The organism is Chryseobacterium ginsenosidimutans, assembly GCF_039536845.1.
Lineage (GTDB): Bacteria > Bacteroidota > Bacteroidia > Flavobacteriales > Weeksellaceae > Chryseobacterium > Chryseobacterium ginsenosidimutans_B.
On sequence record NZ_BAAAZJ010000003.1, the window covers coordinates 1,076,607 to 1,088,775 of the forward strand.

Consider the following 12,169-nt stretch of genomic DNA (forward strand, 5'->3'; position numbering starts at 1 on the left):
TGTCATGCTAAAAACGTCCTCAATAATATTTCTATATCATTAAAGCAAACCTCATGAACCTTGTGTTAAAAAAAGATTCTTTACTTCGCTTTGTTCTGAATGACAAACTGAACGTTTTACACTTTTTTGCAGAAAACGGTATTTATTAAACTAGTTAAATGCACAGGATTTCGAATCACCATAAATTTGTCATATCAAAATTAAACAAATAACAAAATGGGAAATAGAATTTTAGGATTGCACCACATTACAGCAATCGCAGACAATGCAAAAAGAAATTTAGATTTTTATACCCAGGTTTTGGGAGTAAGATTGGTGAAGAAAACAGTAAATTTTGACGATCCGGGAACCTTCCATTTTTATTTCGGAAACGAAGAAGGAACTCCGGGAACGATCCTTACTTTCTTTCCTTGGGAAGGAATCGGGAAAGGAGCAAACGGTTCCGGTTTGGCAACTCACATCGGATATTCAGTTCCAAAAGGAAGCTTGGAATTCTGGAAAAACAGATTACAGCAATTCAATGTAAATGTCGAAGAAGGTGAAATTTTTGGCGAAAAACTGATCTCGTTTAAAGATCCTGATGGTTTACAGTTACAGTTCATCGAATCATCAACTCCGGATGACAGAAAAGTCTGGACAACCGATGAAATTAAAGACGAAAATGCATTGAAAGGTTTCCACAATATCACTTTAACGTTGAAAAAAGCAGACCCGACAATCAAAGTGTTAACCGATATTTTTGGTTACGATTTACAAAAACAGGAAGGAGAAAGATACCGTTTTGCAACTGACGCCATTGAAACAGCAAACCTTGTTGACATCATCGAAAATGATAACATTACAGCAGGAAGAAATGCTGCAGGAACCAATCACCACGTTGCATTCCGAGTAAAAGATGACAACGTTTTAATGGAATTCCGTGAAAAAGTAATGTCTGCAGGATTGAATATCACTCCGAAAATCGACAGAGATTATTTCTATTCATTGTATTTCCGTGAACCGGGCGGAGTTTTGTTCGAAATAGCAACCGACAATCCGGGATTTACTGTTGATGAGCCTTTGAACGAATTGGGAACAAACTTAAAACTTCCAAAACAACACGAAGGATTACGTGAAAAAATTGAAGAAGTTTTACCGAAATTATCATAGGTCATTACTCAATTTTTAGAAAGGTCTTACCTTTAAATTATTAATTTAAAAAAATAAAACAATGGAAACAACTAAAGTGGTTTTAGGAAACGTGAGAGGCGAAATTCAGCTTTTCTCAGACGATAAAAAAGCCGGGAAAATGGATATTTCGGTAATCGGAAAAAAATTAACCGTTTATCATACAGAAGTTAATGAAGAGTACGCCGGAAAAGGTTTCGCAAAAATATTATTAGAAAAATTGGTTTCCTATGCAAGAGAAAACGATATGAAAATTCTGGCGTTGTGTCCATATGTTCATGCCCAATTCAAACGTAATCCGGAAGAATATAGTGATGTTTGGTTGAAGGAGGAGGGAGAATAAGATAAAGAAAAATATTAAAATACCATCAACTTTGTCATCCCGTAGGGATTTAAGCTAAGTATTAGAAAGTAGCACAGAAAAATTTTTGCTGGGATATATTTTTGCCGAAAAAACGCCTCTGAGAACGAAAAATAAGCAGAAAAAATAAGCGTCGTAGCATTAAAACAACAACAACAATCAACTAACAACTAAAAAATGGCACTCATCACAGGACTTCATCACGTAACAGCCATCACAGGCGATGCTCAGGAAAATATAGACTTTTATACAGGCGTTTTAGGGCTTCGCTTGGTAAAAAAGACGGTAAATTTTGACTATTCCGATGTGTATCACTTCTATTTCGGGGACGAATTCGGAACTCCGGGAACGATTATGACCACTTTCCCTTATGGAAAAGGTCTGGTAAATGGAAGACACGGAAAAGGAATGCTCAATACGACTGCTTTTTCAGTCTCTATTGATGCATTGGATTACTGGTTGAACCGATTGAATCAATTTAATATTCCTTATAAACAGGCTCAGCAAAGATTTTCGGGTGAAGTTTTTATTTATCTTGAGGATTTTGACGGGTTGGGATTAGAATTGGTTTTTAATGATAAAGATGATAGAAGAGGCTATTACAATGGTTTTATCCCAAAAGATTATGCCATCAAAGGAATTCATCATGTAGAAATTTGGTTAGATGCTTATGAAAGAACAGCAGCACTTTTAACGACTCAGATGGATCATCAATTAATTGCCGAAAGTTCAGACAGATTCAGGTTTGCGACAGAAGATGCTCCGGGAAAATATGTTGATTTGGTTTGTACGCCCACTGCTTTGAAAGGTTTGGCGGGAAGAGGAACCGTTCACCATGTTGCTTTTGCGACTCCCGACGCACAATCTCAACTTGAAATGGTTGAAAAATTAAACAAATTCGGCTTAGACCATACCGAAGTGAAGGATCGTAAGTATTTCACTTCAGTATATTTTAAAGAACCGGGAGGTGTTTTGTTTGAAATCGCAACTTCAGGTCCGGGATTCGATGTAGACGAAGAATTTGCTTCTTTGGGTGACCATTTAAGCCTGCCAAAACAGTTCGAAGAAAAAAGAGAACATCTGGATGAAGTTCTTCCAAAAATCAATTATCCAACAGAAAAATACAGATAAAATAATGAATCATACTTTAGATATAAAAAAATCAGGAAAACCGATTAATGAAGCCGAAAAAGCTTTAATAATGATTCACGGACGCGGTGGAAGTGCGCAGGATATTCTGAGCCTGTCACAGCATTTGAATGTGGAAGATTACGCTTTATTGGCTCCTCAAGCAACAAATGGAACGTGGTATCCTTTCTCTTTCATCGCTCCGGTTGAGCAAAATGAACCGTGGTTGTCATCTGCAATTGAAACCATTGAAAAAACTGTTAAAACTGCTTTAGATGCTGAAATAAAAGCTGAAAATATTTACTTTTTCGGATTTTCTCAAGGGGCTTGCCTTACCTTAGAATTTTTAGCGAGAAATGCTCAGAAATTTGGTGGTGCAGTTGCAATTATCGGTGGAGTGATCGGTGATAAAATTAATCGTGAAAATTATAAAGGTGATTTTGCCCAGACTCCGATTTTCTTGGGAACAAGCAATCCGGATTTTCATGTTCCGGTGGAAAGAGTGTATGCAACAGCCAATATTTTAAAAGAAATGAATGCTGATGTAACGGAAAAAGTATATGCCAATTTCGGACATTCTATCAATCAGGAGGAAATTGAACTGGCGAATAAATTGGTTTTTAAATAGATTAAAGATTTTAGATAAAACAATTATGAAAATCACAAAAATATTCAGTGACGAAAAAGGTGAATCTCATTTCGAAGATGTAGAAATTCCGTTGACAGATCAGGGTGAAATAGGCTTTCTGTCAGAAGATATCAACGTCAAAAAATTACAATTCAGAACAGTTTCTGCTGATTATGATTACGATTTTCATTGTGCTCCACAAAAACAATATATTGTACTTTTGGATGGAGGTATTGAAGTAGAAACTTCACTTGGCAACAGAAGACAATTCAAAACAGGAGAAATTCTTTTGGTAGAAGACACTTCAGGAAAAGGTCACAAAACAAAAAATTTGGAAAAGAAAGAGCGAACTTCACTTTTTATTCATTTATAAATTAAAATTGAAGAATTAATCGACATAGGAAAATGGAGCGTTAAGAAAATTTAAATTTAATCCGTTAAAAAATTCCCACTGTTCGAAGCGCGAGAAGAATTTAGAACCGAAGAACAAATGATAAATTCGCGCAAGTTTTTGGGATTTTAGGATTAAATTTTAATTTTTAGCGGAAGTTTCCAAGTCTTGAACTTTTGGTTCTTTTGTTTCAAGACAAAAGAAAAAATAATAATTATGCACGAACAACTACTTCTTATACTGGGACTTTTACTCATCGTAATGCTGCTTGTCATGTTGGCGCAACGGATTAAAATTGCGTATCCTATATTTTTGGTATTGGCGGGATTGGGAATCAGTCTAATTCCGGGAGTTCCGGTGTTGAAGCTTGATCCCGAAATTATCTTTTTGATTTTCCTGCCGCCACTTTTATACGAAGCAGCTTGGTATACTTCATGGAATGATTTCTGGAAATGGAAAAGAACCATCGGATTAATGGCTTTCGGTTTAGTATTTTTAACTTCTTTAGTAGTAGCTTTTGCTTCACAGGCAATAATTCCCGGATTCACATTGGCATTGGGATTTTTGTTGGGCGGAATTGTTTCCCCGCCGGATGCAGTCGCAGCAACGACGGTTTTAAAAGGATTGAAAGTTCCAAAACGTACCATTGCGATGCTGGAAGGCGAAAGTTTGATTAACGATGCTTCCTCATTAATTGTTTTCAGATTTGCTTTGGCAGCGGTAATGACAGGAATGTTTTCGATGCAGGAGGCAACAGGTCAGTTTTTTCTGGTAGCAGGAATGGGAGTTGTAGTTGGAATTGCAGGAGCACATGTTTTTTATGCAATTCACCGGTTTTTACCGACAACTCCGGCGATAGATGCGGCTTTAACGGTGATAACGCCTTATATTTTATTTTTAGTTGCCGAACATTTTCACTTTTCAGGAGTAATGGCAGTGGTGAGTGGCGGATTATTCATGTCTTTCCGTTCGCATGAGATTTTTAAAACAGGAACGACGAGAATCAACATGATAGGAGTCTGGAATACGTTGATTTTTGTGATGAATGCCTTAGTTTTTGTATTAATCGGACTTCAGCTTCCTGATATAATCAATGGTTTGGGTGAAACTTCTTTGATGAACGGGATTAAGTATGGCTTAATCATCAGTCTGATCGTAATTATTGTCCGTCTGTTCTGGATTTATCCGGTTGCCCATATTCCAAGATGGCTGAGCAAAAAAGTTCGGAAAGATCCGAGTCCGGGATGGAAAAATCCTTTAATCATCGGTTGGGCCGGAATGCGGGGCGTGGTTTCTCTGGCAACAGCTTTGTCGATTCCCGTGATGATGAATGAACAGTCGGAATTTCCGATGAGAAATTTAATCATCTTTATCACGTTCGTTGTTATTTTTGTGACGTTGGTTTTTCAGGGTTTAACGCTTCCTTTGATTATTAAATTAACCAAAATCGGGGAAATAGATAATATTTTACCATCGCACGAACAGCAGGCGGGAATTCAAATCAGACTGGATAATCTTGCAGTGAACAGACTGAATGAAAAATATAAATCAAGTCTGAATACCAACAGCCTGGTTGAAAATTTTAAAAATACGATTGAAAATGATATATCCATCCAGGAAGGTCATTTAAGTTCCTTGGAAATGTGTACCAACAGACAGCATGATCTTAAAGAATATCATCAGATTATGATCGATATTTTTGCCATGCAGCGAAAAGAATTGTTTAAAATGAAAAGAGAAAATCAGTTTAGTGATGACGAAATCAGAAAAGCTGAATCTCAATTGGATTTAAATGAATTAAAAATTACAGGAAATAAACATCTGTAGTTTGATTAAAGAAGTAGAATATGCATAAAATTTGTCATTCTGACGAAAGAAGGATCTTAAAAGAAAAACAGATTCTTCATGACGTTTCGCTTAAAAGTATTAATTAAATAAAAACCAAAATGAAAACATTAAACTTTCTGGTCATTGGAAAAAATCAAGAAATTATTGAGACCTTAAAAAGAATTATTGAAAACAACGAAGGCTGGAAAGCCGAAATTCAAAGTGATGAAAATTTCTGTTACGAATACATTAAAGAAAATCAGGTAGATATTGTTCTTTTGAGTTCAGGATTAGAGGAGCAATTTGAAAGAGATATTAAAGTTTTTTGCGAAAATCTGGATAAAGAAGTTAAGGTTATCGACCATTACGGAGGAGGAAGCGGATTGTTAAAGAACGAAGTTTACGCACTTTTTCCTAATTTGCAGTCTTAAACTGCAATCTATGTCTGAAAATATCATTGAAAATGTAACACGATTCATCAATCTTAGCGAAAAAGAAGAAAAGTTTTTCACCGATTCATTAACGTTTCAGACAATTCCGAAGAAAACGGTTTTGTTGAGAGAAGGTGAGATCTGCCAGTTTGAAGGCTATATTCAAAAAGGTTGTGTGAGAGTGTATTATCTCGATGATAACGGTTTTGAGGTGACCATTTTATTCGCCATCGAAGACTGGTGGATCAGTGATATTGCTTCATTTCAGGATCAGAAACCATCCAATTTATATATCGAAACCTTGGAAGATTCGGAAATCTATATGCTGAATCCTGTCACAAAAGAAAAACTACTGACAGAGATTCCAAAATTTGAAAGGGTTTTCAGAATGTTGGTGCAGAGAAATCTTTCAACGTTACAAAACCGTTTGGTGAATACCATTTCAAAATCTGCATCAGACCGATATTTAGAATTCGTAAAAGTCTATCCTTCAATTCCTCAAAGAGTGCCACAATATTACATTGCCTCTTATCTCGGTGTTTCCAAAGAATTTGTAAGCACCATCCGAAAACGCCTTGCTTCCAAAGAAAAATAATTTCCAGGATTAATAAAACATACACAAAATTCCCCTCCTCTGGAGGGGTGGCGAAAATTCGTAGAATTTTTGACGGGGTGGTCAAATACTTGAAATCTTACAACCATTCCGTTTCAAGAAGCATTTTCTTTAATTTTAATTGAAAAATATCCACAAAGTTTGTCATCCCGTAGGGATCTAGGCTCGAATCATTTTTAAAAACTTTGCTTAAATTCCTCCGGAATGACAAACTTTGTGGATCATCTTTGCTGAGTAGAACGCCTTTGCGAACGAAAATATGCAGAATAATTTAAAATAAAAACCTTGCGACCTTTGCGTTAAAAGAGATTCTTTGCTTCTTTCCATTCAAAATGAATAATTCTTAAGCTTTTCAATGAAAATTTTTCTTCAAAAAACTCAATTTATTAAACTAGTTAAATGCACAGCAATTCTTATCACCCTAAATTTGTCCTATCAGAATCAAACAAATAACTAACAGATATGGACAGAAAAGATTTTTTAAAGAAAGGATTATTGGGAACAGGAATGTTTGTGGCATCCGCTTCATTGGGCAACACGATGAAAAACGAGATCGATGAAATCGAACCGTTAGAACCGATCGGATACAATCATTTACCCAATCCGGAATCAAAAATTAAGGACAATTCTGTGATTCATAAAGCAGATTCAAGAGGAAAGGCGGATCATGGCTGGTTGGTGAGCAATCATACGTTCAGTTTTGCCAATTACCATAATCCTGAAAGAATGCACTTTGGTGTATTAAGAGTCTTAAATGATGATAAAGTAGATGCAGGAAGAGGCTTCGGAACGCATCCTCACGACAATATGGAAATCATCAGTATTCCGTTGGAAGGAGATCTGGAACATAAAGACAGCATGGGAAATTCTGCCATCATCAAGAGTGGAGATATTCAGGTGATGAGCGCAGGAACGGGAATCATGCATAGTGAATTCAACAAAAACAGCGATCAACCAGTGAAATTTCTTCAGATCTGGGTATATCCTAATAAAAGAAATGTAACTCCAAGATACGACCAGATTACTTTAGACAAAACGAAAAGCAAAAACAGGTTCCAGCAGATATTATCTCCCAATGATGACGACGACGGAGTCTGGATTCATCAGGATGCATGGTTTCATCTGGGAAATTTTGAAAATAATATCGAAACCAATTATCAGATCAGGAAAAAAGGAAACGGAGTTTATGCTTTTATCATAAAAGGAAGCGCAGAAATCGAAGGTCAGAAATTGGAAGAAAGAGACGGTTTTGGAGTTTGGGATATTTCAGATTTACAGATTAAGGCAACATCAGAAAATACAGAAATCCTTTTAATGGATGTTCCTATGACGATGTAAGTTCAAATATTAAAATTTAAAAGCTATGAAAAATTTCATTTTATCATTTGTAGCGGTGTTATTGTCATTGATGGTAACTGCTCAAAATACAACACCTGTCGGAACATCAAAAAGCTGGGGTTCTGTGGACGGAATTTCGATGATAGGGTTAGTTCAGGGACCATCTTCTGCGGATGCCCAACTTCAGGTTGCCTGTGTTTTCGAATATACGGAAAATGACATTCGCAATGCGCAGGCTTTACCAGCCAACCTGAACGGTTTGGTACACTTGGATGATGCTTTGAAGGGCGAATTAACCAAAATCAGAGAATCCGGACAATTTCAGGGACATGCTTTGGAAACGATTTTAATAACGCCTCCCGCAGGTTCTCTGTCTTCGAAAAAATTATTATTAATTGGTTTGGGCGACCGCAACAAATTCACTCCCGAACTGATGACTTCCGTAGGTGAAGTTGCCGCCCGTGAAGCCATGAGATTAGGCGTTACTAACTTCGCATTTGCAAGTGATTTGAAAGATGCCGGAATCGATTCTCCAACTGCTCTGATAGCCGGAAATGTAGTAAAAGGTATCGTCTTGGCAAACCGTTCTGAAACTTATTTAAAAGAACACAAACTCTCCAATACAAAGAAATTGGAAAAAGTATATCTCTTAGCCGGTCCGTCATTCTTTGAAATTGCAGGCGGCGGAATTCAGGATGCAATAGCAGAAATTAAAAAGAATTAATGAACCTCGTTTCATAATTATTGTTGGTGAGCTCTCTTTTTTAAGGGAGCTTTTTTATGTAAGTTCCCGAAAACCTCATGCAAGGGTGCAGGAAGCTTTCGGAGCTTTCCGAAAGTTCGTTGCAGGGGTGAGACAACCTTTCGGAGGTTCCCGAAAACTTGCTACAAGGGTGAAACACAGTTTCGGGAAAGGCAGAAGATTATTTACTGTCCTGTGATTGGTTTTTCCAGTATTCTATCTGGTCTTTTAATTCTTGATTTCGGTCTTGAAGATCTTTAATGCGGGCTTCGTATTGTTCTACAAGTTTTTCTGAAACGTAGTAATTTACTGTTTCAACTGCATTGTTTACATTTGAATTATCATATGTATTATTGAAATTATGATTTCCTTCTTTCTGATCCAATAAATTATAAATATCTGTTTCATAGAACTCAGATATTTTCAGTAGGTTATCTATTCCCGGTTTGGTTTGGTCACTTTCCCATTTTCCATAAGCAGTTTGTGAAACATCAAGTTCTACTGCTACCTGCATCTGTGAAAGGTTTTTGCTTGTTCTCAGCTCCCGAAGTTTAGTTCCTAAAGACATATTCTAATAATTTTCAGCTAATTTACTGTTTTTTGTATTTTAAAATTAAAACTTTTGTTGTTGATTTTAAAACTTTAGTTGTAGGGAGAAGTGAAATAATATTTTAGTTTTGTCGTGATCATATATAGATCAATTTTTTTTTACATCTTTTGCAACCAAGACAAAATATTGCATCTATATATAAAAAGAATTATATTTAACACGAAAAAAAATTATTAACACATGAGAAAAAAAATGAGTCTCAGGCTGTCTCTACTGACAGTCTTTCTAACCTTTCTTTGGTCTTGCCACAATGAAGATTTCGCAAAAGGCGAAACTGTACCCCAAAGAAATAATTCCGAATTCTTTACACATGCTAAAAAAGGAGGTGCTAATGCAAAATCCGGAGTAGATTATATAGATATTCTGGAAGCCTACAACAGAGACAAGGATTTCCTTTCGCAGATGCCTGACCAAAAAGGGATGCCCATCTGGGACAAGATGTATACCGTGGATACAGAAAGTGCAACAGGTCTTATGATTCCTCTTTCTTATGACGATGAAACAATGAGCTCTATACTTTTTGTAACTTTAGACAGCAAAAACGAGGTGACGGGTGTAAAAGATTATGACAATACCCTGCTTCAAAATATTGTCTATGATCAAAATATCAGTAAAGAAAACCGGGAAAATCTGTTTCTTACCTTTATGCAGATGGACAACAGAACATTTGGGAACGAACATTTTATAGGAATACCCAAAGATCTGTTTGTAGGTAAAAAGTCGGATGACGAATATGGAATTATGTGGGTAAGGAATTTTGCCCCCTCTTCGACAGTTACTACTGATGAAACAGGTAAGCTAATGATCATAGAATCCTGTTTCATTGCTCTTCACTGTACACATCATGGCGGAGGGAATATCTGTGACGCAGAAGACGGCTGCACGCAGTGTGGAACTACATTTTGTACTTACGAAGTTATCGGAACGGCAGATGATCCTTTTCCATCATCACCTAGTGGCGGAGGTGGCGGCGGTGGCGGGGGAGGCTGCTCCGATTGTGGAGGCGGTGGAACCACCCCTGGACCTAATGTACCTACAAACCCTTGTGGAACAAATCTGGGTACTGTTTTTTACAGATTAGCACCCGGATGCGGTGGAAATACAGACCTCCCCGATCTTGATAATCCTTGCGAGAAAATAAAAAGTATCGTTAACAATGCACAGTTAAAGCCTAAAATCGACATTGTAAAACAATTCTCTCTGACAGCAGTGGAAGATGAAATGGGCTTCCAGCAGGATAAATCGGGAAATGTAACTCCTGCACCTGTAAACGGAGCACATCATGTAGATTTTTTGGTTGACCAAAATTCTTTAGGAGGTATCCACTGCCATACTCTGAATGGAACCCATATGTTTTCCCCGAAAGATATTCTAACTTTTTTAAGTTTTGCCGAGGTACAAAATCAGACTTTACCATCGGGAAGCATTACCGATAATACAGGAAATGCATTTTTAGGGATGATCGCTCAATCAGGCAGTTATTTTATTACCTTTAATGGCGGAAGTGGAGATCTGCCACCTCCAATGACAGAGGCTGAAGAAGAGGCTTTTGAAGCAGAAATGAATGAAGCTTACGGAAAAATTTTAAAATTACAATTAAAAGCAGAAGGAAAGCATAAAGGTGATGATTTATCTCAACAAGGATTACAAAAACTATTTTTTGATGTTATAAAAGAAATGGGACTTGAAGGAAAAATAAATCTTATACAACAAAACGGTAGTAGTACTTCTACCATAGAACAAAACTCTGATGGAACTATAAAAGATCCTATACCTTGCTAACTTATTAAAACAAATTATTATGAAAAATATATTTTTGATATCAATATTTTTTTTGTCTTTCTCGTGTAAAGCACAACAAACTTATCCATTAAATACAGATTTTCGTACACTTCCAAATAACGCCTATTCAAAAGATCTCAATAATGAATTGATGCCTTTTATTGGAACATGGAAAGCTACGTTTGACAATAAAGAAATTACAATTAAAGTTGATAAAGTTGATCATCATTACATAAAACTGGGAATGCATCTCTATTATCAAGATGTATTATTTATACGGTACAGTATAAAAAACGCTCAAGGAACAATAATAAAAAGTACATTGAATTTGCCAATAACTGAAGCGAAAATTAAAAGTGATATTACTTTTCCCGATCAAAATCTCGTATCTTTTGTATATCAAGGAGGTGATTGTCAATATGGTTGGGGAGATGTTGATTTGACATTTGTGGATGCAACACATATCAAGTGGAATTATCAACCGGAAGGTGTAATTCTAACCAATAAAAACTGTCCTAATGGAGCTGATACTACTATTTATCTTCCTAAGACACCAAACTTAGTATTTACCAAACAGTAATGATAAGCCTCTTCGGAGGCTTTTTTAACTTACACAATTATGAAAAATATATTTTTATTATCAATTATATTACTTTCTTTCTCTTGTAAAGCACAACAGATTTATCCATTAAATACAAATTTTTCAGCTATTCAAAATAACACCTATTTAAAAGATACTAATAATGAACTAATACCTTTTATTGGAATATGGAAAGCTACTTTCGACAATAAAGAAATTACCATTAAAGTTGACAAAATTGATCATCATTTTATTGATTATATTACAAACAAATTTTACAGAGACGTATTATTTATACGCTACAGTATAAAAAATGCTCAAGGAGGAGTAATAAAAAGTACAATGAATTTATCAATAACTCAATCTGGAATTGAAAGCAGTGGAACTTTTCCTAATGAAAATCTTGTGGCTTTTACATATGATGGTGGTGATTGTACATATGGTTGGGGAGATGTTGATTTGAAATTAGTAGATGCAACACATATCAAGTGGAATTATCAACCGGAAGGTGTAATTCTAACCAATAAAAACTGTCCTAATGGAGCTGATACTACTATTTATCTTCCTAAGA

15 protein-coding genes are annotated in these 12,169 nt (G+C 36.0%); 14 read left to right on the top strand and 1 reads right to left on the bottom strand.

Features of this window, described 5'->3' with window-relative positions; translation table 11 throughout:
* The first annotated feature begins 216 nt into the window (after positions 1–216).
* From ABD745_RS05015 to ABD745_RS05065, 11 genes are all read left to right on the top strand, one after another.
* Complete coding sequence (locus tag ABD745_RS05015) at positions 217–1,149, top strand: ring-cleaving dioxygenase (RefSeq protein ID WP_344826166.1); 933 nt, start codon at positions 217–219, stop codon at positions 1,147–1,149.
* 61 nt (positions 1,150–1,210) lie between these two features.
* Positions 1,211–1,510, top strand: coding sequence for a GNAT family N-acetyltransferase (locus tag ABD745_RS05020; protein WP_344826169.1), 300 nt, complete (start codon positions 1,211–1,213; stop codon positions 1,508–1,510).
* 195 nt (positions 1,511–1,705) lie between these two features.
* A complete protein-coding gene (locus ABD745_RS05025; protein WP_344826173.1) occupies positions 1,706–2,659 on the top strand; it encodes a VOC family protein in 954 nt (317 codons plus the stop codon).
* A gap of 4 nt (positions 2,660–2,663) precedes the next feature.
* A complete protein-coding gene (locus ABD745_RS05030; RefSeq protein ID WP_344826176.1) occupies positions 2,664–3,284 on the top strand; it encodes an alpha/beta hydrolase in 621 nt (206 codons plus the stop codon).
* Positions 3,285–3,309: 25 nt separating this feature from the next.
* Positions 3,310–3,657: a cupin domain-containing protein gene (locus tag ABD745_RS05035; protein ID WP_344826179.1), complete on the top strand. Its 348-nt coding sequence runs from the start codon at positions 3,310–3,312 to the stop codon at positions 3,655–3,657.
* Positions 3,658–3,891: 234 nt separating this feature from the next.
* On the top strand, positions 3,892–5,502 hold the full coding sequence (locus ABD745_RS05040; protein WP_344826182.1) for a Na+/H+ antiporter: 1,611 nt from the start codon (positions 3,892–3,894) through the stop codon (positions 5,500–5,502).
* A gap of 119 nt (positions 5,503–5,621) precedes the next feature.
* Entirely contained in the window at positions 5,622–5,933 is a 312-nt protein-coding gene (locus ABD745_RS05045; RefSeq protein WP_344826185.1) for a hypothetical protein, read from the top strand.
* A gap of 10 nt (positions 5,934–5,943) precedes the next feature.
* Positions 5,944–6,528 (top strand): Crp/Fnr family transcriptional regulator, encoded by a 585-nt coding sequence (locus tag ABD745_RS05050; protein ID WP_344826188.1) that lies wholly within the window; start codon positions 5,944–5,946, stop codon positions 6,526–6,528.
* A 480-nt stretch (positions 6,529–7,008) separates the two neighbouring features.
* On the top strand, positions 7,009–7,884 hold the full coding sequence (locus tag ABD745_RS05055; RefSeq protein WP_344826191.1) for a pirin family protein: 876 nt from the start codon (positions 7,009–7,011) through the stop codon (positions 7,882–7,884).
* Positions 7,885–7,909: 25 nt separating this feature from the next.
* A complete protein-coding gene (locus tag ABD745_RS05060) occupies positions 7,910–8,608 on the top strand; it encodes a M17 family peptidase N-terminal domain-containing protein (RefSeq protein ID WP_344826194.1) in 699 nt (232 codons plus the stop codon).
* A gap of 85 nt (positions 8,609–8,693) precedes the next feature.
* Positions 8,694–8,825, top strand: a complete 132-nt coding sequence (locus ABD745_RS05065; protein ID WP_344826197.1) for a hypothetical protein — start codon at positions 8,694–8,696, stop codon at positions 8,823–8,825.
* On the opposite strand, the gene ABD745_RS05070 is transcribed toward ABD745_RS05065, so the two are convergent.
* Complete coding sequence (locus ABD745_RS05070) at positions 8,808–9,194, bottom strand: helix-turn-helix domain-containing protein (RefSeq protein WP_344826200.1); 387 nt, start codon at positions 9,192–9,194, stop codon at positions 8,808–8,810. The two genes, ABD745_RS05065 and ABD745_RS05070, sit on opposite strands and share 18 nt — an antisense overlap.
* Before the next feature lie 222 nt (positions 9,195–9,416).
* Here ABD745_RS05070 and ABD745_RS05075 point away from each other — a divergent pair, with 222 nt between their 5' ends.
* From ABD745_RS05075 to ABD745_RS05085, 3 genes are all read left to right on the top strand, one after another.
* Positions 9,417–11,018 carry a hypothetical protein gene (locus ABD745_RS05075; protein ID WP_344826203.1) on the top strand — a complete coding sequence of 534 codons (1,602 nt, stop codon included), beginning with the start codon at positions 9,417–9,419 and terminating at the stop codon, positions 11,016–11,018.
* Positions 11,019–11,037: 19 nt separating this feature from the next.
* Positions 11,038–11,598 (top strand): DUF6705 family protein, encoded by a 561-nt coding sequence (locus tag ABD745_RS05080; protein ID WP_344826206.1) that lies wholly within the window; start codon positions 11,038–11,040, stop codon positions 11,596–11,598.
* A 39-nt stretch (positions 11,599–11,637) separates the two neighbouring features.
* Positions 11,638–12,169, top strand: a 532-nt coding sequence (locus tag ABD745_RS05085) for a DUF6705 family protein (protein WP_344826209.1), incomplete at its 3' end; no start/stop codon positions are given.

What these genes read in the sequence shown, in the direction of transcription:
- ABD745_RS05015 (WP_344826166.1), top strand. Translation starts at nt 217, where the DNA reads ATGGGAAATAGAATTTTAGGATTGCACCACATTACAGCAATCGCAGAC.
- ABD745_RS05020 (WP_344826169.1), top strand. Translation starts at nt 1,211, where the DNA reads ATGGAAACAACTAAAGTGGTTTTAGGAAACGTGAGAGGCGAAATTCAG.
- ABD745_RS05025 (WP_344826173.1), top strand. Translation starts at nt 1,706, where the DNA reads ATGGCACTCATCACAGGACTTCATCACGTAACAGCCATCACAGGCGAT.
- ABD745_RS05030 (WP_344826176.1), top strand. Translation starts at nt 2,664, where the DNA reads ATGAATCATACTTTAGATATAAAAAAATCAGGAAAACCGATTAATGAA.
- ABD745_RS05035 (WP_344826179.1), top strand. Translation starts at nt 3,310, where the DNA reads ATGAAAATCACAAAAATATTCAGTGACGAAAAAGGTGAATCTCATTTC.
- ABD745_RS05040 (WP_344826182.1), top strand. Translation starts at nt 3,892, where the DNA reads ATGCACGAACAACTACTTCTTATACTGGGACTTTTACTCATCGTAATG.
- ABD745_RS05045 (WP_344826185.1), top strand. Translation starts at nt 5,622, where the DNA reads ATGAAAACATTAAACTTTCTGGTCATTGGAAAAAATCAAGAAATTATT.
- ABD745_RS05050 (WP_344826188.1), top strand. Translation starts at nt 5,944, where the DNA reads ATGTCTGAAAATATCATTGAAAATGTAACACGATTCATCAATCTTAGC.
- ABD745_RS05055 (WP_344826191.1), top strand. Translation starts at nt 7,009, where the DNA reads ATGGACAGAAAAGATTTTTTAAAGAAAGGATTATTGGGAACAGGAATG.
- ABD745_RS05060 (WP_344826194.1), top strand. Translation starts at nt 7,910, where the DNA reads ATGAAAAATTTCATTTTATCATTTGTAGCGGTGTTATTGTCATTGATG.
- ABD745_RS05070 (WP_344826200.1), bottom strand. Translation starts at nt 9,194, where the DNA reads ATGTCTTTAGGAACTAAACTTCGGGAGCTGAGAACAAGCAAAAACCTT.
- ABD745_RS05075 (WP_344826203.1), top strand. Translation starts at nt 9,417, where the DNA reads ATGAGAAAAAAAATGAGTCTCAGGCTGTCTCTACTGACAGTCTTTCTA.
- ABD745_RS05080 (WP_344826206.1), top strand. Translation starts at nt 11,038, where the DNA reads ATGAAAAATATATTTTTGATATCAATATTTTTTTTGTCTTTCTCGTGT.